The sequence below is a fragment of the Paenibacillus athensensis genome (assembly GCF_004514475.2).
Classification (GTDB): Bacteria; Bacillota; Bacilli; order Paenibacillales; family NBRC-103111; genus Paenibacillus_AL; species Paenibacillus_AL athensensis.
Genome location: NZ_MYFO02000010.1, coordinates 142035 through 161644, shown reverse-complemented (window position 1 = coordinate 161644; position 19610 = coordinate 142035). Strand labels below are relative to the sequence as shown.

The 19610-nt window shown below is 56.7% G+C and carries 22 protein-coding genes; 6 read left to right on the top strand and 16 right to left on the bottom strand.

What is annotated here, in order from left to right; translation table 11 throughout:
• Window positions 1-97 precede the first annotated feature (97 nt).
• Together B5M42_RS18045 and B5M42_RS18040 are read right to left on the bottom strand one after the other, a co-directional pair.
• Window positions 98-280: a hypothetical protein gene (locus tag B5M42_RS18045; protein ID WP_134753111.1), complete on the bottom strand. Its 183-nt coding sequence runs from the start codon at window positions 278-280 to the stop codon at window positions 98-100.
• A gap of 409 nt (window positions 281-689) precedes the next feature.
• Entirely contained in the window at window positions 690-947 is a 258-nt protein-coding gene (locus tag B5M42_RS18040) for a hypothetical protein (RefSeq protein WP_134753109.1), read from the bottom strand.
• A gap of 104 nt (window positions 948-1051) precedes the next feature.
• Here B5M42_RS18040 and B5M42_RS18035 point away from each other — a divergent pair, with 104 nt between their 5' ends.
• Window positions 1052-1321, top strand: coding sequence for a hypothetical protein (locus B5M42_RS18035; RefSeq protein ID WP_134753107.1), 270 nt, complete (start codon window positions 1052-1054; stop codon window positions 1319-1321).
• 254 nt (window positions 1322-1575) lie between these two features.
• Here B5M42_RS18035 and B5M42_RS18030 read toward each other — a convergent pair whose 3' ends face one another.
• A complete protein-coding gene (locus tag B5M42_RS18030) occupies window positions 1576-1806 on the bottom strand; it encodes a hypothetical protein (RefSeq protein WP_134753105.1) in 231 nt (76 codons plus the stop codon).
• Between the two features lie 266 nt (window positions 1807-2072).
• Between B5M42_RS18030 and B5M42_RS18025 the strand changes: the two genes are divergently transcribed.
• Together B5M42_RS18025 and B5M42_RS18020 are read left to right on the top strand one after the other, a co-directional pair.
• Complete coding sequence (locus B5M42_RS18025; protein WP_134753103.1) at window positions 2073-2654, top strand: guanylate kinase; 582 nt, start codon at window positions 2073-2075, stop codon at window positions 2652-2654.
• A gap of 87 nt (window positions 2655-2741) precedes the next feature.
• Entirely contained in the window at window positions 2742-3176 is a 435-nt protein-coding gene (locus B5M42_RS18020; RefSeq protein WP_134753101.1) for an Hsp20/alpha crystallin family protein, read from the top strand.
• Between the two features lie 70 nt (window positions 3177-3246).
• Here the strand turns inward: B5M42_RS18020 and B5M42_RS18015 are convergent, their stop codons facing one another.
• Window positions 3247-3984, bottom strand: coding sequence for an MBL fold metallo-hydrolase (locus B5M42_RS18015; protein WP_134753099.1), 738 nt, complete (start codon window positions 3982-3984; stop codon window positions 3247-3249).
• A gap of 139 nt (window positions 3985-4123) precedes the next feature.
• On the opposite strand from B5M42_RS18015, the gene B5M42_RS18010 reads away from it, so the two are divergent.
• The 3 genes from B5M42_RS18010 (at window position 4124) to B5M42_RS18000 (ending at window position 6909) form a co-directional block, all read left to right on the top strand.
• Complete coding sequence (locus tag B5M42_RS18010; RefSeq protein WP_134753097.1) at window positions 4124-5665, top strand: hypothetical protein; 1542 nt, start codon at window positions 4124-4126, stop codon at window positions 5663-5665.
• A gap of 26 nt (window positions 5666-5691) precedes the next feature.
• Window positions 5692-6315 carry a glycoside hydrolase domain-containing protein gene (locus B5M42_RS18005; protein WP_167689930.1) on the top strand — a complete coding sequence of 208 codons (624 nt, stop codon included), beginning with the start codon at window positions 5692-5694 and terminating at the stop codon, window positions 6313-6315.
• Window positions 6316-6501: 186 nt separating this feature from the next.
• Window positions 6502-6909 carry a DUF4183 domain-containing protein gene (locus tag B5M42_RS18000; RefSeq protein WP_134753093.1) on the top strand — a complete coding sequence of 136 codons (408 nt, stop codon included), beginning with the start codon at window positions 6502-6504 and terminating at the stop codon, window positions 6907-6909.
• Window positions 6910-6919: 10 nt separating this feature from the next.
• Here B5M42_RS18000 and B5M42_RS17995 read toward each other — a convergent pair whose 3' ends face one another.
• From B5M42_RS17995 to folD, 12 genes are all read right to left on the bottom strand, one after another.
• Complete coding sequence (locus B5M42_RS17995; protein WP_167689928.1) at window positions 6920-7876, bottom strand: EcsC family protein; 957 nt, start codon at window positions 7874-7876, stop codon at window positions 6920-6922.
• Between the two features lie 237 nt (window positions 7877-8113).
• Window positions 8114-8911: a sporulation transcription factor Spo0A gene (spo0A, locus tag B5M42_RS17990; RefSeq protein WP_134753089.1), complete on the bottom strand. Its 798-nt coding sequence runs from the start codon at window positions 8909-8911 to the stop codon at window positions 8114-8116.
• Window positions 8912-9126: 215 nt separating this feature from the next.
• On the bottom strand, window positions 9127-10455 hold the full coding sequence (gene spoIVB, locus B5M42_RS17985) for a SpoIVB peptidase (protein ID WP_209280717.1): 1329 nt from the start codon (window positions 10453-10455) through the stop codon (window positions 9127-9129).
• A gap of 103 nt (window positions 10456-10558) precedes the next feature.
• Complete coding sequence (gene recN / locus B5M42_RS17980) at window positions 10559-12298, bottom strand: DNA repair protein RecN (protein WP_134753085.1); 1740 nt, start codon at window positions 12296-12298, stop codon at window positions 10559-10561.
• Window positions 12299-12314: 16 nt separating this feature from the next.
• Window positions 12315-12764, bottom strand: coding sequence for a transcriptional regulator AhrC/ArgR (gene ahrC, locus B5M42_RS17975; RefSeq protein ID WP_134753083.1), 450 nt, complete (start codon window positions 12762-12764; stop codon window positions 12315-12317).
• Between the two features lies 1 nt (window position 12765).
• Window positions 12766-13221 (bottom strand): hypothetical protein, encoded by a 456-nt coding sequence (locus tag B5M42_RS17970; protein ID WP_134753081.1) that lies wholly within the window; start codon window positions 13219-13221, stop codon window positions 12766-12768.
• 105 nt (window positions 13222-13326) lie between these two features.
• Window positions 13327-14208, bottom strand: coding sequence for a TlyA family RNA methyltransferase (locus tag B5M42_RS17965; protein WP_134753079.1), 882 nt, complete (start codon window positions 14206-14208; stop codon window positions 13327-13329).
• Between the two features lie 41 nt (window positions 14209-14249).
• Window positions 14250-16136: a 1-deoxy-D-xylulose-5-phosphate synthase gene (gene dxs / locus B5M42_RS17960; RefSeq protein ID WP_134753077.1), complete on the bottom strand. Its 1887-nt coding sequence runs from the start codon at window positions 16134-16136 to the stop codon at window positions 14250-14252.
• Window positions 16137-16218: 82 nt separating this feature from the next.
• Window positions 16219-17094, bottom strand: coding sequence for a polyprenyl synthetase family protein (locus B5M42_RS17955; RefSeq protein ID WP_134753201.1), 876 nt, complete (start codon window positions 17092-17094; stop codon window positions 16219-16221).
• A gap of 22 nt (window positions 17095-17116) precedes the next feature.
• Window positions 17117-17377 (bottom strand): exodeoxyribonuclease VII small subunit, encoded by a 261-nt coding sequence (xseB, locus tag B5M42_RS17950; protein WP_134753075.1) that lies wholly within the window; start codon window positions 17375-17377, stop codon window positions 17117-17119.
• Window positions 17352-18734: an exodeoxyribonuclease VII large subunit gene (xseA, locus tag B5M42_RS17945; RefSeq protein WP_134753073.1), complete on the bottom strand. Its 1383-nt coding sequence runs from the start codon at window positions 18732-18734 to the stop codon at window positions 17352-17354. The genes xseB and xseA overlap by 26 nt, the downstream gene beginning before the upstream one ends.
• Window positions 18735-18743: 9 nt before the next feature.
• Window positions 18744-19610: a bifunctional methylenetetrahydrofolate dehydrogenase/methenyltetrahydrofolate cyclohydrolase FolD gene (gene folD, locus B5M42_RS17940; RefSeq protein ID WP_134753071.1), complete on the bottom strand. Its 867-nt coding sequence runs from the start codon at window positions 19608-19610 to the stop codon at window positions 18744-18746.

Genomic DNA, 19610 nt, shown 5'->3' with positions numbered 1-19610 from the left:
CGGCCCGATGCGGAGCTGTTGCTTGCTGGCTGCAAGAGCTTGCGCTCCACCTCCGACAGCCGCCAACGGCCAGCGCCACGATCGGGCAGTTGGCCCGCTACTCGTCTTCTTCCACTTCCCACTCCACCTGCACATGTCGATCGACCCAGCTGCGAATGTTGATTTCAATCGCGCTTTCGATCTCCTCATCGGTCAACTCGCCAAGCTTCTGCTCTTCGATCACGATCGTATCGGTTTTGACCGGCTCGCCGCCGATCGAAACCTGAATGTGTACGCGCACCTTGCACCTCCGTCCGGCCCCGGCGTTCAGCCGCTTGAGCAAGTTATGCCGTCATTATAACAACTTTCCTCCAGGTTGCGCAAAGCAGCTGTGTGCGCTCGGCTTTTTTCCTTGATAGTCAAACTTTCCGTTGCTGCCAACGTGCAAGGCGCGTACCATAAACTGTACGCCGGTTACGGCGAATCAATCCAGCAAGGAGGCCATCCCGATGGCTCAATCTTCAGCCTATAAACATCGCGCCCGGCGCATTCGCGAAGGCCATGCCGACCCGGCCGACCGCCGCGGCAGCTGGAATGGCGTAATGCCCGTCGAACGGCGGACGCCGACGCTTCATGAAGCGCGGGAACGGCAGCGCCGCAAATACGAAAGGAATCGTTGCCTGCCTGACAGGGACGATTCCTTTTGCTTTTTACCCCTCATCCCGCTCCGCCAAACGGACGGCCACGCCCTTCTCGTTCAAATACGCGCATAGCTGCTCCTGCTCCTCGCGACGGAACGCATAGCTGCAATCGAACCCGTTGTAATACAGCGTCCATGTGCGAGCCACGCCACCGATCATCTTGAGCTCCGCCACGTACAGCGCGTCGGGCTCGTCCTCAAATTGCACGCCGACCTGCGCGACCTGCGTTTCACCGTCCGTTTCGGCTTCATAATAATCGATCTTCATCGTCCGATCCCTCCTATTGAATAAAGTACGCATTATTTATATAATATACTAATGCGTTAGCGCTTTAGAAGAAAAAGGCTACACCAGTTTGAGGAGGAATACATATGGCTTATGATCCGCAGGTGGTAGAGGCAAAAGTCGTCAGTGACAATAAAAAGAACGGTCTGTTCGAGGTCGTTGCGATTTTGAAAGACCGCAGCCAATGCCGGTTGTTTTTCGAAAGAGACCCGCAAACAGGCGTCGGCAAAATTGCCAACCTGAACCGGCTGATGAAGGAGCCTTGCCCGATCTGCCGCAGAGACTATTTGTGCAACTGCCTCGACCGCTATATGCATAAAATTGCCGACCAGGCATTGCCGATGATTCAGCAATAGCCGCCAAACGGCAGCGCAAAGACCCCACAGGGGTCTTTTTTTATTACGCGCAGGGCTTGCAGGACGCTCCGCTTGGCGCTCTGCAAATACTTTTCACCCCTCCATAGTTATCCACATAGGCTCTAACTGAATTGTGTGCATAACTTCCGCGAGTCCGACAGCTTTTATCCAGGCGCATGCAAAAAAGCACTTCCCGCGCGCACAAACGCTATAGAAGTGCCCAAGGTTTGGCTTGGGCCCGCCGACAAGCCCGCTTATTCGTAAATCGCCCGATACAGACCTTCCAGCAGGCTCGCATAGCTGGACGGATCATAGTCAATCTCCGCAAAATCGACGCGGATCAGATTATTGGCGGTACGGACGGCAAAGAAGCTCTTCTCCGGCCGGTCCGGATCGATAAACGTGTAGCATTCCAGCACGGTGCTGCCGGTTTTTTGACGCAAAAACGCCGTTGCCTCCACGCTTGGATGGGCAAACCTCGGCATATCAGCTCACCTCCCGCTTCGCGATGAAGCTCTGAAAACCGCAGTTCCGCAACGCGGATCACGTCTGCCTCCCGAGCTTGCTGCACCCACGATACCAGCCTTCCAGCGATGAAGTCAAATCCCGAAGCGGCAGCGGACAAGCCGATCTAAAAAGTTTACGCGGAAAACGTTTCCCCTAAGGAATCGCTATTTAATTATCTGAATTTTCGTACTATAATGAAAGTAGGAAGTAAGCGTTTCAATCCGCTGTATTCGAGGAGGAATGGATGATGAACACCGACCAAGGACAAGGAACGATTTTTGTGTTTACCGGCACCAGCGGCTCCGGACGCAAAACCGTGGCCAAGCAGATCGCCAAGGAGCTCGGTTTCGTCCCGATCGTGTCCTGCACCACCCGCACGCCGCGGCCGCGTGAGGTTGAAGGCGTGGATTACAGGTTTCTGTCCCGTCGGGCGTTCATTGACGCCGATATTGCCGGGGAGTTTTTTCAAACAGTGGAAATCGACGGCCATTTTTACGGTATCCGCAAAGCCGATATTGAGAGAGCGCTCGCAACGCATCACAACGTCTACGTGATCGTCAACCGCTATGCGGCCAACCGTTTTAAATTCGAATACGGCGATAGAGCCGTGCGCATTTTCATTTACGCCAGCAAGCAGACGATTGTCGAGCGGCTGCAAGCGCGCGGCATGCCGATGGATGTGATCGACCATTACATGAATCACTATATCGAGGAAGTGTCCTATCGCAAGCAATGCGAGCATGTGTTTGAAAATATGGAATTGTCGCATACGCTCGATGGCGTGCGCAAGGCCGTGCTGTCGCATATGCCAACGACGACCAGTTAAAGCCCGTTTCCCGTTGGAACGGTGCATAACAGCCCTCCTTTTCGGAAAATCTATCCACGAAACTATTCCACTAGGAGGGACATCCGCATGCCGCTGATTCCTTATGAGCCGTTCCGCAATCTGGAGAATTGGAAAACGAGCCTCGACAAGTTTTTCAACGACCCGCACGGCAGCTTCGGCTTTTTATCTGAATTTAACAACCGCATTGATGTTTTTGAAAATGATCATGAAGTGATTGCCCATTGCGAAATTCCCGGTCTGGAGAAAAAAGAAGACGTGCACCTGCACGTCGACGACCAGACGCTGACGATTCACGGCGTTGTGCATCGCAGCAACGAAATTCAAGAGGAACGTCTGCATCGCCGGGAACGGTTTGCCGGCAAATTCCAGCGATCCGTCACGCTGCCTTCGCCCGTTAGCGTAGAGGGCACGTCAGCTACTTACAAAAACGGCATCCTCGAAGTGAGAATGCCCAAGATGTGGAAGGATTCGCAAAAGCATATCGATGTCGAATTTCATTGATTGGGCGCTCGCGCCCGTCACCCGCCGCTTCGCCGCCTGCCGCGCGAAGCGGTTTTTCTATGTCCGCCGGCTAAAGCTCAAGCTCCATGCCGCAGCTTGCGAGCGTTATTTCTCCGTCAAATTCGGCCGTCGCTTCCTCCACGAGCTTCTCCAGCTCGCCAAAATGCGGCAAATGCGTCAGCACCAGCTTGCCCACCCCGGCCCGCGCCGCCAGCATGCCTACCTCTCGCGCGTTCATATGCCCGTAGCGCCGCGCATCCTGATCGGCATAAAACGACGTTTCCGCAAGCAACAGATCCGCTCCCGCGCAAAACGGAATCAGCGCTTCATCGAAGCTGGTATCCGCTGTAAACACAAGCGTCCGGCCGCCGCAGCGCACTTTGACTGCCAAGCAATAAACACCGTGCAAGGTGCGCATGAACGAGCAAGTCATTCCGCCCAGCTCCAGTGTATCATCTGCAGCCACCGGCACCATAATCGTTCCGGGCATCGCCTTGTGCCCCAGCGCTTCCGCATGTCCCGACTCGCAGGCCATATAGATTGGCAGATCGGCTTGACGCCGCTCCAAGTCCTTGTCGATCAGACAGGCATACTGCAAGCAGCCCAGATCGGCGATATGATCGTAATGGGCATGAGTAATCATTACATGAGTCAGCTCGTCAAGGCTCAGCCGCTTTTGCAGTCCGGCAAGCACGCCGCTGCCGCAGTCGAGCAGCACGCGATTGTCGTCCGTCTCCAGCAAATAGCCCGCAGTCGCTTCTCCCGCCTGCGGGTAAGCGCCCCAGGGGCCAAGGATCGTGATGTGCATATGTACGACCTCCTATGGAATATGCATCCTCCTTTTTGGAGGATTCTGGTGAATCACGTCGAATCATTTATGACAATATGGATTCGTTCCTGGAAGAGCTTATTTCCTGCTTGTATTGTATCATGATCGAGGTGGCACCATGAAACAGAATGAAACTTCACAGCTCAAGACGGCCGTTCAGCCTGCCGAACAAGTCGCAGCTCCTGCCGTGAAGCAGGCTGCGCCGCCGAATTCGCTTGCTGCCATTCAACGGAGCCTGGGCAATCGCGGCGTCGCGCAGCTCGTGCGCAGTCATACGTCCTCTGCCGCATCGTCCTCCGTACAACGTGAGGAAACGACCGGCGAGCAGACGGAGCAAGAGGAACCGGAGAACGCCGCTACCGCGCCCGTTGCTGCCAGCGGCGAGGATACGCGCACCAAGGAACAAAAAGAAGCCGATTTGGCAGAAGCCGTTAACGAAGCGAACGAAATCGTCAAAAGCGCTTCCTCGATTGCCGAGGTTGAGTCCTTTTTCCCCCAGCTTACCAAGGATTTCGGCTTGACGCATATCGGCTGGACCGGGCTGGGTACGCCTTCGGCGGCACTTGATATCAAGATCAACCCTGCCGCACAAATCGATATTAATACGCTGGAACTGAATACAGGCGATTTGAGCCATTCCACCATGCTGACGCAGCAGGTCGATTTTACAACGGGGGCGCTTGGCGGCGATACGGTCGGGATGAAAATGGTCGCTACGCGGCTCGGCCCGAACCATCCGCAGGGGGGGCCGCCACAAGGCGCTGCGCTGAGGACCATTATGGGCCAGCTGCCGACAGACCCGACCTATGCCAACACCGACAAGTTTATCAAAGGCCATCTGCTCAATGACAATCTCGGCGGTCCGGGGACAGCGGCGAACCTGTTCCCGATTACGGCCGAAGCGAACAAGCAGCACGAGCAATTCGTCGAAAGCTGGGCCAAGGAATGGGTGAACGAAAAAGGTTACTGGGTGTACTACGAGGTCGAAATCCAGAACATCACCGAAGATTTGAAACCAACGACCGCGCTGGATGACCGTTATGTCAATGCTGATATCGTGACCACGCTTGCCAAGCTTGACGCCACCGGCAAACGGACCACAGGCACTACACACACCATCGAGTCGCGTTTTGGCGGCGGCAATGCACCTGCTTCGGCAGCGGTTGCCGCTGAAGGCGGGGCTGCCATGTTTGGCGCGGTAGATCCTGGCTTTGACCCTTCTAAAGTGGAATGGTCAACTTCCAAAGGCGATCCTACGCAACCGCTGGAGCTGAAGCCAAGCTTGCGCAATACGATGCAGATGATCCGCACGCGACTTGACGCTTTGGATACGTTCACGCAAGACGGGGTGAAGCAAGCGCTGCGCATTATTATTCCGAATATTGGCGACATCCACCGCGATGTGCTGACCGATCCCGATTTTAGTATGCACAACCTGAACGGAGAGCCGGTTACCCAGCTGCAAACGTGGAACAAAGCAATCCGTCAATTGAACGAAACAGCCGGTCTGGAAGGCGTCCTGACCACCTTCTCACTGGAAATTATGGGCATCAGCATCGGCATTGCAGGCGGAGCGGCGAAACCGCGCAGCAAAGCGGCCATTCCGCGCAAAGCCGCCACCGAAGCGAAAAAAACAGCTACCGTCAATCTCGTCAAGTAGTGTCCTATTAGCAAAGGAGAATGCGCATGGCAGTCGGACTGGACAGCTCCGTCAATCTGGAGCGCGTCATCAAGCAAATTGTTCAAGAAGGCTATCATTTTGCCGGCAGATATTACTGCCAGACGGATCACCCCAAGCTCTTAACCCCTTCCGAAGCTCGCGCCATCAGCGCAGCCGGCGTATACATCGTAGCCTTATGGAAAAACGGGTACCCGTCGAGCAGCGGATATTTTACGTATCACACCGGACTTGAAGACGCTCAAATGGCTTATAACTATGCCAAAATGATCATCGGTCAGCCGGCGGCTACCCCGATCTATTTTGCGGTCGATTACGATGCTCCGCTGGAGGATGCCCGTGGCTGCATCAGCGAATATTTCCGCGGGATCGTCGAAGGCATAAAAGCCGCAACGGAACGACACGGCGTTCAATACGACATCGGAATTTACGGCTCGGCTTCCGTGTGTGAGACCGTGATGAACCAGTTCACCGACATTACCTATGCCTGGCTGTCCGCCTCGCCGGGATGGAGTGATTCGCGCGAATTCGAAAAATGGAATTTAAAGCAAGGCCCGGGTACAACCGTCAGCGGCATTGATATAGAAACCGTGGTTTCCAACGGCAATGGCGGCGGTTTTAAAATCGGATAACAAAGGCTGAAGCCACAATTCACGGCCGCCCGGTTACGGACGGCGAATGAATGAGACGGGCTTCAGCCTTTTTTGGCAAACGGAGCGGCAAATGGCGGGACAACCTGATCCTGTAGCGCATAGGGTGCAGTACAAACGTTCCGCGGGACGGCTATTTGCCGACTTTCAGCGCAAGGGGGAGCAGCGATGAGCGTGGATTATTTTGAATGGATTTGCCCGGACAACTTTGCGATTACCGGGACGATTACGACGACAACAACGACCAGCGTAACGCCGACGGTTTGGCGATATACGGCGACCGTTGTGCTTGGCAATATTTTGAGCGGGGTGACAACCATACCGGCCACCAGCTTTAAAAATGACGCCGGTACCTCTGTTGCGTCCAACGGCTTGACCGCTCCGGGAAGCAACGGTTATTATAACGTTTTTGTGAACGGCAACCTGCAGATGGGAGGCTTAACGACGCTCACTGCCGCAAGCCTGGCGATCAATCTGGGGCTGGCCATCGGAGCCACCGTCTCGCTGGAGGTGGTGTCGTTGTCCGCGGTGTCCAACTCGACGACAACCTTTAATTTGAATGTGGTGCAGACGTAAACGAGCGGTTTTATTGGAGCCGTTTGTTCATCAAAAGATTTCGTTCAGCCTCCAAAGCGCTCCATACCGCTTCGCGGCCGTACCTGTCGATCAGAATTAATCGTCTGAAATAGTCCTTGGCATTCGTATGATTCGTTTGCTGGAACGCCAGATTGAGCCCGCCGTTCAGGGCAGCTCCGGCAATCGGCACTAGCAGGCCGAGCTCTTTTTCCGTAATAACGACGCCGAGTCTTTGTGCAACCGCTCTGATCAGTGCGATCAATTGCGGCGCTGCCACGTCATCCAGCAGTGCGCCGGCATGCTTGGCGGCAAATTTACCCGCTTCGCGGATCTCATAAACGGCTCCGGCTTTAAGAATCAAAAAGCCTTCATCCGCCGAAGTCGCAACCGGCGCCATTGCCGACAGAATATCCGGCATATTGAGCGGATCATAGGACGAATACCCGTAGGACGTGGCGATTTGGCACACGTGGCGGGACATTAGCGTCATGGACGCCGTCACATCGGCCGTAACAATGGCCGGTATCGCCAATTGTGCAAACGGAATACCTTCGGCCAGCGTCGAGGCTATGCCGAGCACCGCTCCTTCGGTTGCTACGAGCACGCCGTTGCTCACCTCATAAGCATCGGCCACCCGATCCATTTGCTTGAGCGGCAACTGGCGAATATCGCGGATATCGCCGACCTCAATGCCGAATTGCTTGCGGTATTCCTTTCTTACCTTATCTTCGCTCGTAAGCTGATTGGCCATTTTTACCGTTCCCCGCAGGGCTTCGACAATCGCCGAATCGATTTTTTGCAGCGCTTTTTTGATATATTTGTTGTCGGCCGATTGGACATAACCCATCAGTTTATCTATCGGTTTGCCGATCGTTTGCAACGCCTTTTGAACAAAGCCGGGTTCAGCCTCATGCTGGGCCATTTCCTTGATGATTTGCAAGTCGTCCTCTTCAAATTGAGCGGGCATAGGGGCTCCTTTCATCCTTGTGGTCAAGTAAGGTGCAGCGACTAACGTGAGGATGCGTTACTTCTTAGTATATATGCGACGTTTTATTGAGGCAAGAAATGCCAAAATAATAAAAACACCTTCCCTCAATTGAGTTTATACAACCCAAAAAAGATCAGGTGTTTATCCATGCGTGTTATCATCCGCTTATCGGTCTATCCCGCATACGTGATGAAGAACTCACTACTCCTTACCCTTTCAAGAAACCTTGTGCTCGATCCGCAGCTTGTCGGCGACCATCGCGATGAATTCGGAGTTGGTTGGCTTGGATTTGGAAATATTGATCGTGTAGCCGAAAATAAACGAAATCGAGTCGATGTTGCCGCGCGTCCACGCCACTTCAATGGCATGACGAATCGCCCGCTCGACGCGGCTTGGCGTCGTTTTGTATTTCTCGGCGATGGCCGGGTACAACGTCTTGGTAATCGCGCCCAAAATTTCGATATTGTTATATACCATTGTGATCGCTTCGCGCAAGTACTGATATCCTTTAATATGCGCAGGTACGCCGATTTCATGTATGATCGTTGTAATGTTCGCGTCAAGGTTTTTCCCCTTGGGCATGTGCACGACATTGGCTTTCGGCATAGCGCTGCTCGTTGTGGCGGTTGTCGAGTTGGACACAAGCTGACGGATCCGATTCGTCAGAACCTCCATATCAAACGGCTTGAGTATGTAATAGGACGCGCCGAGCTGCACGGCCTTCTGGGTGATATTTTCTTGACCGAAGGCGGTCAGCATGATGATTTTGGGCTGCGGGTTAAGGTTCATCTCGCGCAGGCGTTCCAGAACGCCGAGGCCGTCCAAATGCGGCATAATGATGTCCAGGATCAGGACATCCGGCACGTCGCGCTGCTGTTCGATAAAACGCAGCACTTCGTTTCCATTATAAGCCACCCCGACAATCTCCATATCTTCCTGCTCACCGATGAACTCGGATAATAAGTGGGTAAACTCCCGATTATCATCTGCTAACAACACCTGAATTTTTTGCAACTTGATATCCTCCTTTTAGCTACTTATCACAAGTTGGTATTTATTTCCCTCGTTCTGTATTCGACATTGCAATTCAAATTCCTTCTGTCGAAAATTGTTTTTCTTTTCTTTTTTTTCGTAATCTTATATAATAGTATATTTATCTCGTTCATCCTACACTATTCGACAAAAGCTTGTATAATTCCTCATGGGCAAAAAAAATCAAAGGCAGCTCGTTAGCTTGCCTTTGATTGTTCCGTTGCAGGCCGCAGCATAATACCGGCATCCTGCAGCATCCATTCGATGAAGCAGCCGTAACCGCTCGTCGGGTCGTTCACGAAAACGTGCGTGACGGCGCCGATCATTTTGCCGTTCTGAATAATCGGACTTCCGCTCATGCCCTGCACGATGCCCCCGGTTTTTTCAATGAGTCGCGGATCGGTAATTTTAATTATCATGCCCTTGGTTGCGGGGTAATCCTGCTTGGCCACATGCACGACTTCAATATCGAATTTCTCAACCTTCTGGCCGTCGACGACGGTGTAAATCTGCGCCGGACCTTCCTTGACCTCTTCAGCAAAAGCAACGGGAATGGTATCCTTTTCCAGACTGTGATCGGGCGCTGTAAACATTTTGCCGAAGATGCCGAAGGCGGTATTGCGCTCAATGTTGCCGATCACCTTGCTGTCCTTGAAGAACGTCGCCCGCTTCTCGCCGGGCTCGCCGTTGTGGCTCTTGGAAATCGAGGTGACGTTGGAATAAACGACCTCGCCGTCGCCAACCGCAATCGGCGTCTGGGTGTCCATGTCGGTAATCACGTGACCAAGCGCACCGTACACGCCCTGATCGGGAGCATAAAACGTTAGCGTGCCTACGCCTGCTGCGGAATCGCGGATGTACAAGCCAAGACGGTATGACTTGTCCACGATATCGTAAGCGGGCTGCAGCTTGACTTGAAGCTCGGTGTTGTTGCGGACGATGGTCAGCGCAAGCGGAGTTTGGCTTTCGCCGGCTTTGGCTACCAGCTCGGCCACTTTGCTGACATCGCGCGATTCTTTACCGTTGATTTGCGTAATTAAATCGCCAACCTGCACCTTGGCTTCCTCGCCCGGAGACAGCTTCTGATCGGAAGCGACGGTGACCAGATGATGTCCGACTACGAGAATGCCGGCCGATTTGATTTTGACGCCGATGGTCTGGCCGCCAGGTATCACTTTGAGATCAGGAACGACGTTGACCTTCACGGTTTTCAGCGGAATGGCTCCAAACAGCTTGAGCTTCATTTCCGTCTGGCCGGAATGGTTCGACTGGAGGGAAATAGGTTCGTTCAAATTGACCTGAAATGAGTGCTGTGCGTTGCCGTTCACCTTCACAATATCCGTATCGCTTACTGTAACCTGGGCGCTGACGGGCATAGCGAGTTGAAGCTGCTTCCCTTGACCGCTAAACAAGCGCAATTCCTGGGGGAACGAGGCAAAGCTTTGGAAAGGCGCGGACAAACTAACCATACAAACGAAGAAGACGAGCAGTAAACCAATCAATCTTTTTCTTTTGTTGGATTGCAATACCTTCACGCTCCTTTGCTTCCTTGGCCCTGACGAACAGCATCGTCAAATGCGTACCTATAACTTAACCCCTCTCCCGTCGTTTTATAACTGAAAATGATATCTAAATCTGTGTCTGCAGCTCGGACTTTTTGTCGCGGGCCAGATTGAGCATTTCCCCGGCGTGATGCAGCGTGGTTTCCGTTACTTCCACTCCGCCGAGCATGCGCGCCAGCTCCGCAATCCGTCCCTGCTCGTCCAAATCCGTTACCCGCGTATACGTCCGCTCGCGATCCACTTCCTTATGGATGGCAAAATGAACATCGGCCATGCAGGCCACCTGCGGCAAATGCGTGATCGAAAATACTTGGCAGCTGCGGGAAAGCACCGACAGCTTTTCGGCAATCGCCTGCGCGGCCCGGCCGCTGACGCCGGTATCGACTTCGTCGAAGACGAGCACCGGAATCTGGTCGATGCGGGCAAAAATCGTCTTCATCGCCAGCATGATCCGCGACAGCTCGCCGCCGGAGGCGATCCGGCTCAAGCCGCGCAGCGGCTCGCCGGGATTCGGAGCCATCAGGAATTCCACCTGATCGACGCCGGACCGGCCAAAGCGCACGCGGCTGCCTTCGACCTCGATGCCGCGCTCGTCGGCTGTGCGCTGCAGCTGGACGCGGAACATCGTCCGCTCCATCTGCAAGTCGCGCAGCTCGGTTTCGATGGCCGCGGCGAGCCGTTCGGCCACCTGACGGCGCAGCGCGGACAGCTCGGCGGCGGCGGCGCCAAGACGCTGCTCTTCCAGCCGCAGCGCGTCTTCAAGCTTGCGAATATGCTCGTCCTTGTTCTCGATCAAATCCGTCTCGCGAAGGATTTGCTCCAGATACGCCAGCATGTCGGGAATCGACTCGCCGTATTTGCGCCGCAGCGACGACAACAGATCGAGCCGCTGCTCGATCTCGTCCAGCCGCAGCGGATTGAATTCGATATCGTCGCGGTAATCGCGGAGCTGGAAAGCGGCATCCTCCAGCTGGTAATACGCCGACTGGGCCTGCTCCAGCAGCGGCTGCAGCCGCGACGGATCCAGCGCGGCGATATCCTGCAGCCGCGAAAGCGCCTTGCCAGCGGTATCGAGCGCGCGGTTGCCTCCGTACAGCAGCTCATAGGCGTCGTTGGCGTTCTGATACAGCTTCTCGGCGTTCGCGAGCTTGCGCTTCTCGTCGCTCAGCGTCTCGTCTTCGCCCGGCTTCAGCGCAGCCGAAGACAGCTCTTCGATCTGAAAGCGGTACAAATCGAGCATGTGCAGCGACTGCTTGCTCGTCTCCTGCAGCTCGCGCAGCTCCTTTTGCAGCTTGACGTAAGCGTCGTAGGACGCGTGGTAGGCGGCTTTGGCGCCGCGAATTTCCGCTTCGCCGAACAGGTCAAGCCAATGGACGTGCTCGTCGATTTTCAGCAGCGACTGGTGCTCGTGCTGGCCGTGAATGTTGACGAGCCAATCGCCGGCGCCGCGCAGCATCGTCAGGTTGACGAGCTGGCCGTTGATGCGGCTGGAGCTTTTACCCGCAGCGGTGATTTCCCTGCGAATGACCAGATGCTCGGCCGGATCGGCGGCGATGCCCAGTCCCGCAAGCGTGCTCCAGACCGGATGCTCAGCCGGCAGCTCGAAAAGCGCTTCGATTTCCGCCTTGTCGCAGCCGTAGCGCACCAGCTCCGCCGAGCCGCGACCGCCTACAATCAGCGACAGCGCGTCGATAATAATCGATTTGCCCGCGCCGGTTTCCCCTGTCAGCACATGAAATCCCATCTTGAAGCGAATATGCACCTGTTCAATAACCGCCAGATTGCGGATGGACAATTCGGTTAACATGGATGCCTCCTTGTGGTCAGGACAGTAACGACATGACCTGATTGACGAACGATACGCTTTGCTCCTTGCCGCGGCAGATGACGAGAATCGTATCGTCCCCGCCGATCGTCCCCATCACTTCGCTCCATTCGAGATTGTCGACGAGCGCACAAATCGTATTGGCCGTGCCGGGCAAGCATTTCATCACGACCAGGTTGTCCGTATAATCGACGCTAACAAAATGGTCGCTTAATGCGCGGCGCAGCCGCTGCATCGGATTGTAGCGCTGATCGGCCGGCATCGCGTATTTGTACCGCCCGTCGTCCAGCGGCACCTTCATCAGATGCAGCTCCTTGATGTCGCGCGACACCGTGGCCTGAGTCACGTGGAAGCCCGCGGCGCGCAAAGATTCCACGAGCTCGTCCTGGGTTTCGATCTCGTGATTCGTAATGATTTCTCTGATTTTCACATGTCGTTGTCCCTTCATGCTACACCTCTATTTGAAACGTTATGATTTTGATTTTGCGCTGTTCCATATCTACATATAATACGCCTTCGGTTTCGGGATAAATCAGGCTGTAAGGCAGCAGCTTCTCGCGAACCGAGCTGCCCGCCGCCCAGTCGATCGGCACCCGCTCGCGGGCCAAGCGGACGACGTAGAGCTTCTCTTCCCTCGCGGCCAGGTAATCGATATACAGCTGGCTGGCGAGTGTGGCCTCGCCATTGACCGCGATGGTGATCGGCAGCTTTGTTTTGCCGGCCAGCACGTCAAAGCCCGCGCCCTCCAGCAGCTCGACAACGTCGGTTTGCGGAATGTCACCAGCGGCGGGCACCGGCAAGCGGCGTTTCGGCGGTTTCTCCAGCCAACGCCCAAAGCGTCCCAGCGCGACCATGATCAAGACGATAAAAAGTATCAGGACAATCCAGCCATTTCCTTTTTCCACGCCCTCACCCCGCTTGAATATTTCGCGGGTTTAGCGGGAAAATCCTTTTTTTCCAGCAAAAAACTCACTTTGCCTCCGCGTGCCGCGCTAAAGGCAAAGTGAGCTTTATTTCCCTTGCAGCTTGCCCGATTCGCGCACGACGGCGCGGATCGTTGCCGAACGCTCCGCAGCGCCGGGCCGCAAGCCGGCACCAGCCTCGCCCGCGCTTTCAGCGGATTTGCCCGTTTCCGCCGGCTCCGCCCGCGTCTCGCACGACCAATAGGCCAGAAACTCGATGTTGCCTTCACCGCCCGTGATCGGCGAATAGGTCAGTCCCTCCAGCCGGAAGCCCAGCTCGTCAGCAAAGGTGAGCACCGCCTGCAGCACCTCTTCGTGTACCGCCGAATCGCGAACGACGCCGGATTTGCCGACCTTCTCGCGTCCGGCTTCAAACTGCGGCTTGATCAGGGCAACGACGCGCCCGTGCTCGGGCAAAAGCGCGCGCAGCGGCGGCAGGATGATCCGCAGCGAAATGAACGAAACGTCGATGGTGGCAAAATCCGGTGCCGGCCCCGACAAATCCTCCGATTTGGTGAAGCGGAAATTCGTCCGCTCCATCACGTTAACCCGCGGATCGTTGCGCAAGGACCAGTCCAGCTGGTTGTAGCCGACATCGATGGCATAAACGTAAGCCGCGCCGTTTTGCAGCGCGCAGTCGGTGAAGCCGCCGGTCGACGCGCCGATATCCAGCATGGTCGCTCCCCGCAGATCAAGGCCGAACTGCCTGATCGCCTTCTCCAGCTTGAGCCCGCCTCGGCTGACATAAGGGTGAATCGCCCCCTTGACCTTCAGCGCGGCTTTGCGGCTGATCTTGGTGCCGGCTTTGTCGACCGGCTCCTCGTCGGCAAAAACAAGGCCAGCCATAATGGCGGCCTTGGCTTTCTCCCTGCTGTCGAAATAGCCCATCTCGACCAGCAGGATATCCAATCGTTCTTTATCTGAAGACATACGTATTCATTAACTCCTCATCCTGCTTGCTCGCCCCGGGCTTACGCCCGTTGACGCTTGCGCGGCATCAGCGCCTGCACCTCGGCGGCGAGATTATGCGCGGTCAGCCCGACCTCTTGACGTTGCTCCTTCACGGAGCCGTGCTCGACGAAATAGTCGGGAACGCCCAACTGTTTGATTTCAAGACCAAACACGCTTTGCGCCGCAAAAAACTCCAGCACAGCGCTGCCCATACCGCCCTGGATCGAGCCTTCCTCCATCGTGATGACCGGAATGCCCTCCTTGGCCAGCTGTAGCAAATACGCTTCGTCCAGCGGCTTGATAAAGCGGGCGTTGACGATCCTCAGGTTGATGCCGTCCTTGGCAAGCAGCTCAGCGGCTTCCTCCGCCACCTGCACCATCGGCCCGACAGCCAGCACAGCGGCATGATCGCCCTCGCGCACGATTTCCCATGTGCCGATCGGAATCGGCTGCGGCGCTTCGTCCAGCTTGACGCCCGTTCCGTTAATGCGCGGGTAGCGGTAAGCAATCGGCCCGTCGTTATACAGGTGCGCCGTCAGCATCATATCGCGCAGCTCGCGCTCGTCCTTTGGCATCATCAGCACCATGTTCGGCAGCGTGCGCAGAAAGGCGATATCGTACACGCCTTGGTGCGTTTCCCCGTCAGGTCCGACGAATCCGGCGCGGTCGATGGCAAACGTCACGTTCAGCTTAGGCCGGCAAATATCGTGTACGATCTGGTCGTAGGCGCGCTGCAGGAACGTCGAGTACACGGCATACACGGGCTTCAGCCCTTCGCTGGCCAGTCCCGCGCACAGCGTAGCGGCGTGCTGCTCGGCAATGCCCACGTCGATCATCCGCTGCGGGAAGCGCTCGGCGAATTTCAACAGTCCGGAGCCGCCCGGCATCGCCGGCGTAACAGCGACGATGCGCCGGTCCTGCTCGGCCAATTCAATCAGCGTGCGACCGAACACCTCGGTGTACATCGGCGGACCTACCGATTTGAGCACTTGGCCCGATTCGATTTTGTAAGGACCAAGGCCATGCCACGTATGCGAGTCCCGCTCTGCCGGGGAGTAGCCCTTGCCCTTCGTCGTAACCACGTGCACAAGCACCGGACCGTTGACCTTCTCCGCCTGCTTGAGCGTATCGAGCAGCAGCGGCAGGTTGTGGCCGTCCACCGGCCCGATGTACGTAAAGCCAAGCTCCTCGAACCAGACGCCGGAAACGAGCAAATATTTGAGACTGTCCTTCAGCTTTTCGGCCGTTTTGGCCAGCGTGTCGCCGATGGCAGGAATTTTCTTGAGCAGGTGCTCGACCTCTTCCTTCGCTTTCAGGTAGTGGCGGTCGGAGCGAATTTTGCTTAAATAGTTGTGAATCGCCCCCACGTTCGGAGCAATCGACATTTCATTATCGTTGAGAATGACAATCAGGTTCTTTTTCTCGTGTCCGATATGGTTCATCGCTTCCAGCGCCATACCGCCGGTCATGGCACCGTCGCCGATCACTGCGACGACCTTGTAATGCTCGCCTTTCAGATCGCGGGCCATCGCCATGCCCATCGCCGCCGACAGCGAGGTGCTGCTGTGCCCGGCCTCCCAGACGTCATGCTCGCTTTCCGCGCGCTTGACGAACCCGCAAAGTCCCTTGTACTTGCGGAGCGTATCGAATTGGGCCATGCGGCCGGTCAATATTTTATGTACGTAAGCCTGATGGCCGACGTCGAAAATCAATTTATCGTAGGGGCTGTGAAAATGGGCATGCAGTGCGATCGTCAGCTCGACGACACCCAGATTCGGGGCGAGGTGCCCGCCGGTCACGGACAGCTTTTCGATCAAAAATTGGCGGATTTCTCCGGCCAGCGCCTCAAGGTCAGCCGAGCTTAACCTCTTCAGATCTTCAGGCTGTTTGATTTGTTCGAGCAGCACGCTGTTTTCCTCGCTTTCCGTTGTAAAATGCTTGAGTTTGCACCATTATACCATAAAAGAGGGGCAACGCGTAAAATTGCCGCTAATGGTCCCGTCCCATCAAGAAATCGGCCAGCTCCAGCAGCCGCTCCGGCTTGGGCAGACCAGCCGCCAGCAGCGCCTGTTTGCCTGCTTCGGTCAACTCGCGCACCTTGGCCTCCGACGCCTCCAGCCCGATGAAATACGGATAGGTGACCTTCATTTGCTTTTCGTCGCTGTTAAGCGGCTTGCCGAGCTTCCGCTCGTCGCCCGTCACATCCAGAATATCGTCCTGGATTTGAAAAGCAAGTCCGATGTTATGACCGAATCTGGACAAGGCTTCGAGCTGCGCTTCGTCCGCTCCGGCAATGCGCGCTCCGGCACGCAGCGAGAAGACGATCAGATCGCTCGTCTTGTGCGTATGGATGTACGTCAATTCCTCGAGCTTCGTCATGCCCTGCTCGCCGAGCATGTCGGCGGCTTGTCCGCCCACCATGCCCTTCGCACCGGCATAAGCGGCCAGCTCCTCGCTGATCGCCAGCACCCGGTCGGCAGGCACGCCGTGTTGCTTATGCGCTTGCGCCACGCTGTGGAAGGCATGGGTGAGCAAAGCGTCGCCGGCCAGAATCGCCATCGCTTCGCCAAACACCTTATGGCTGGTCGGCTTGCCCCGGCGGAAATCGTCGTTGTCCATGGCCGGCAAGTCGTCGTGGATCAACGAATACGTATGCACCATTTCAATCGCGCAAGCGACAGGCAGCGCCGCTTCCCGCGATCCGCCGAGCGCTTCGGCCGCAGCGAGCACCATGATCGGCCGCAGTCGCTTGCCGCCGGCCAGCAGCGAATAATCCATCGCCTCGCGCAGCTTGCCCGGCACGTCCCACGCCGCCGGCAGCGCCAGCCGCAGAGCCGCTTCCACCGCTTGCGCCTCCTGTCCCATATAATCCCGAATAACGTCTGTCTTATTCAAACGAATTCCCCTTATCTTCTCCAGCCGGCTGGAACGGCTTACGGATGACGCCCGCGTCGCCTTCGACCAGCATTTCGATTTTTTTCTCGACCTGCTCCAGCTTGACGCCGCACAGGTGCGACAGACGCACGCCTTCCTGATACAGCTCGATCGCCTGCTCCAGCGGCACGTCACCGCTTTCCAACTGGCTGACGATGCGCTCCAGCAGCTCGATGGCCTGTTCGAAGCTAATTTCCGTCTCCTTCTTCGCCATTGCGATTCTCCTCCATCCCCCATACGTGACAATTCAACCGGCCGTCCTGCAGCCGGATCTTGACGACATCGCCGATCTGCGCTTCATGGACCGAGCGGATCAGCTTGCGCTCGCTTTCATCGTAAGCGAGGCTGTAGCCGCGCTGCATGACCTTGAGCGGACTGAGCGCGTCGAGGTGGCGGACCGCTGCCTGCCACTCCTGCTTTTTGCCGCGCGTCAGTCCTTGCATGGCCGCAAGCAGGCGGCGCTGTCCGGCATCGAGCCGATGCCGCGCAAACGCCGCCTGCTCGGCGGGATTGAAAGCGGACAGCTTGCGGTCCAGCTTCATCCGCCGTTCGGCAGCGCGAGCGAGCTGCTGCCGCATGCGGTAACCGAGCTGCTCCGCGAGCCGATCAAGCCGCTGCGCCGGCTCCTGCAGGAGCTGCCGGCGCGGGTTCATGAGGAGCGGCGAGCGGCGCAGCCGCGCAAGACGCTCCTCCTGGCGGCGCAGCTGCTGGCGCAGCCCGCGGTGCAGCCGCTGCGTCTGCGACGCCAGGCGCTGCAGCAGCTCGGCGCGGCTGGGCACAGCGAGCTCGGCTGCCGCGGTCGGCGTCGCCGCCCGCAGATCGGCGACGAAGTCGGCGATCGTGAAGTCGGTCTCGTGGCCGACGGCCGAGATCACGGGAATCGCGGAGCCGGCAATGCTCCGCGCGACCGCTTCCTCGTTAAACGCCCACAGCTCCTCCAGCGAGCCGCCGCCGCGCCCGACGATCAGCACATCGGCTTCGCCGAGCCGGTTCATCGCCTCAATCGCCTTGACGATCGACGGCGCCGCTTGCGCCCCTTGCACAAGCACGGGGTACAGCAGCACCGGCACCGACGGAAAGCGCCGCTGCAGGGTGATGATGATGTCGCGCACCGCCGCGCCCGTCGGAGACGTAATAACGCCGATCGCCCGCGGGAAGCGGGGGATCGGCTTTTTGCGCTCGGCCGCGAACAAGCCTTCGGCTTCGAGCTTCTTTTTCAGCTGTTCATAAGCCAGATACAAGCTGCCGATGCCGTCGGGCTGCATGTGCGTGATATAAAACTGGTACGCGCCGTCCCGCTCGTAGACCGAGATATTGCCGCGGGCAATAACCCGCGTCCCTTCCTTGGGCATAAAGCCGAGCCGCTGGTTGTAGGAAGCGAACATGATGCTTTTGAGCCGTCCGTCCGCATCCTTGAGCGTGAAATACATATGGCCGCTGGAATGATGCGTAAAGTTGGAAATCTCGCCGCGCACCCACACGTCCTGCAGCCGCGGCTCGCCTTCAAGCAGCGACTTGATATAACGGTTCAGTTCCTTGACGGATAAAATTCTTGTGTCGTTGCGCGCCATAAGCAGTTATTACACGCGAACGCTGGCCTGCGAAGCGCGGCGCGCGGAATCAACCGTGTTTTGCAGCAGCATCGTAATCGTCATCGGGCCCACCGTACCGGGCACCGGCGTAATCGCTCCGGCCACTTCCTTCACCGCTTCGAAGTCGACATCGCCGGTCAGCTTGCCGTCCGCCGGACGGTTCATACCAACGTCGATGACCACAGCGCCCGGCTTGACGTGCTCGGCTTTGATCAAATGCGCTTTGCCGACGGCAACGACCAGAATGTCCGCTTGGCGCGTAATTTCGGCCATGTTCGGCGTGCGCGAATGACAGACCGTGACCGTGGCGTGCTCGCGCAGCAGCAGCATAGCCATCGGCTTGCCGACGATATTGCTGCGGCCGACAACGACGGCGTGCTTGCCCGCAATGTCTACGCCCGTGCGCTTGAGCACTTCGATAACGCCCGCCGGCGTGCAAGGCTTCATGCCGTCCTTGCCGATCATCAGGTTGCCGACGTTCACCGGATGGAAGCAGTCGACATCCTTGGCCGGATCGATTTCGTCGACGACCGCTTCCTCGTTAATATGCTTGGGCAGCGGCGATTGCACGAGAATCCCGTGAATCCGCTGGTCCTTGTTAAACAGATGAATCAGCGCAATCAGCTCCTGCTGGGTTGTGCTGGCAGGCAGCGCGTGCACCTCGGAATAAATGCCGACCTGCTCGCATGACTTCGCTTTATTGCGCACATACACCTGCGAAGCGGGATCTTCTCCGACGATAATAACCACAAGGCCCGGCTGCGTGCCTTGTTCCGTCAGCTCGCGCACCTGCTCCGTAATTTCCGCGCGAATCGACGCGACGATTTCCTTGCCATTAATAATTTGTCCGCTCAT

Coding starts and splice junctions, on each gene's coding strand:
- B5M42_RS18035 (WP_134753107.1), top strand. CDS start 1,052: ATGGCTTATGATCCGCAGGTGGTAGAGGCAAAAGTCGTCAGTGACAAT.
- B5M42_RS18005 (WP_167689930.1), top strand. CDS start 5,692: ATGGCAGTCGGACTGGACAGCTCCGTCAATCTGGAGCGCGTCATCAAG.
- folD (WP_134753071.1), bottom strand. CDS start 19,610: ATGAGCGGACAAATTATTAATGGCAAGGAAATCGTCGCGTCGATTCGC.
- B5M42_RS18040 (WP_134753109.1), bottom strand. CDS start 947: ATGAAGATCGATTATTATGAAGCCGAAACGGACGGTGAAACGCAGGTC.
- recN (WP_134753085.1), bottom strand. CDS start 12,298: ATGTTAACCGAATTGTCCATCCGCAATCTGGCGGTTATTGAACAGGTG.
- B5M42_RS17995 (WP_167689928.1), bottom strand. CDS start 7,876: ATGCCCGCTCAATTTGAAGAGGACGACTTGCAAATCATCAAGGAAATG.
- xseB (WP_134753075.1), bottom strand. CDS start 17,377: ATGGCGAAGAAGGAGACGGAAATTAGCTTCGAACAGGCCATCGAGCTG.
- B5M42_RS17955 (WP_134753201.1), bottom strand. CDS start 17,094: ATGGGACAGGAGGCGCAAGCGGTGGAAGCGGCTCTGCGGCTGGCGCTG.
- xseA (WP_134753073.1), bottom strand. CDS start 18,734: ATGGCGCGCAACGACACAAGAATTTTATCCGTCAAGGAACTGAACCGT.
- B5M42_RS18000 (WP_134753093.1), top strand. CDS start 6,502: ATGAGCGTGGATTATTTTGAATGGATTTGCCCGGACAACTTTGCGATT.
- B5M42_RS18025 (WP_134753103.1), top strand. CDS start 2,073: ATGATGAACACCGACCAAGGACAAGGAACGATTTTTGTGTTTACCGGC.
- B5M42_RS17965 (WP_134753079.1), bottom strand. CDS start 14,208: ATGTCTTCAGATAAAGAACGATTGGATATCCTGCTGGTCGAGATGGGC.
- B5M42_RS18020 (WP_134753101.1), top strand. CDS start 2,742: ATGCCGCTGATTCCTTATGAGCCGTTCCGCAATCTGGAGAATTGGAAA.
- B5M42_RS18015 (WP_134753099.1), bottom strand. CDS start 3,984: ATGCACATCACGATCCTTGGCCCCTGGGGCGCTTACCCGCAGGCGGGA.
- B5M42_RS18030 (WP_134753105.1), bottom strand. CDS start 1,806: ATGCCGAGGTTTGCCCATCCAAGCGTGGAGGCAACGGCGTTTTTGCGT.
- B5M42_RS18010 (WP_134753097.1), top strand. CDS start 4,124: ATGAAACAGAATGAAACTTCACAGCTCAAGACGGCCGTTCAGCCTGCC.
- ahrC (WP_134753083.1), bottom strand. CDS start 12,764: ATGAAGGGACAACGACATGTGAAAATCAGAGAAATCATTACGAATCAC.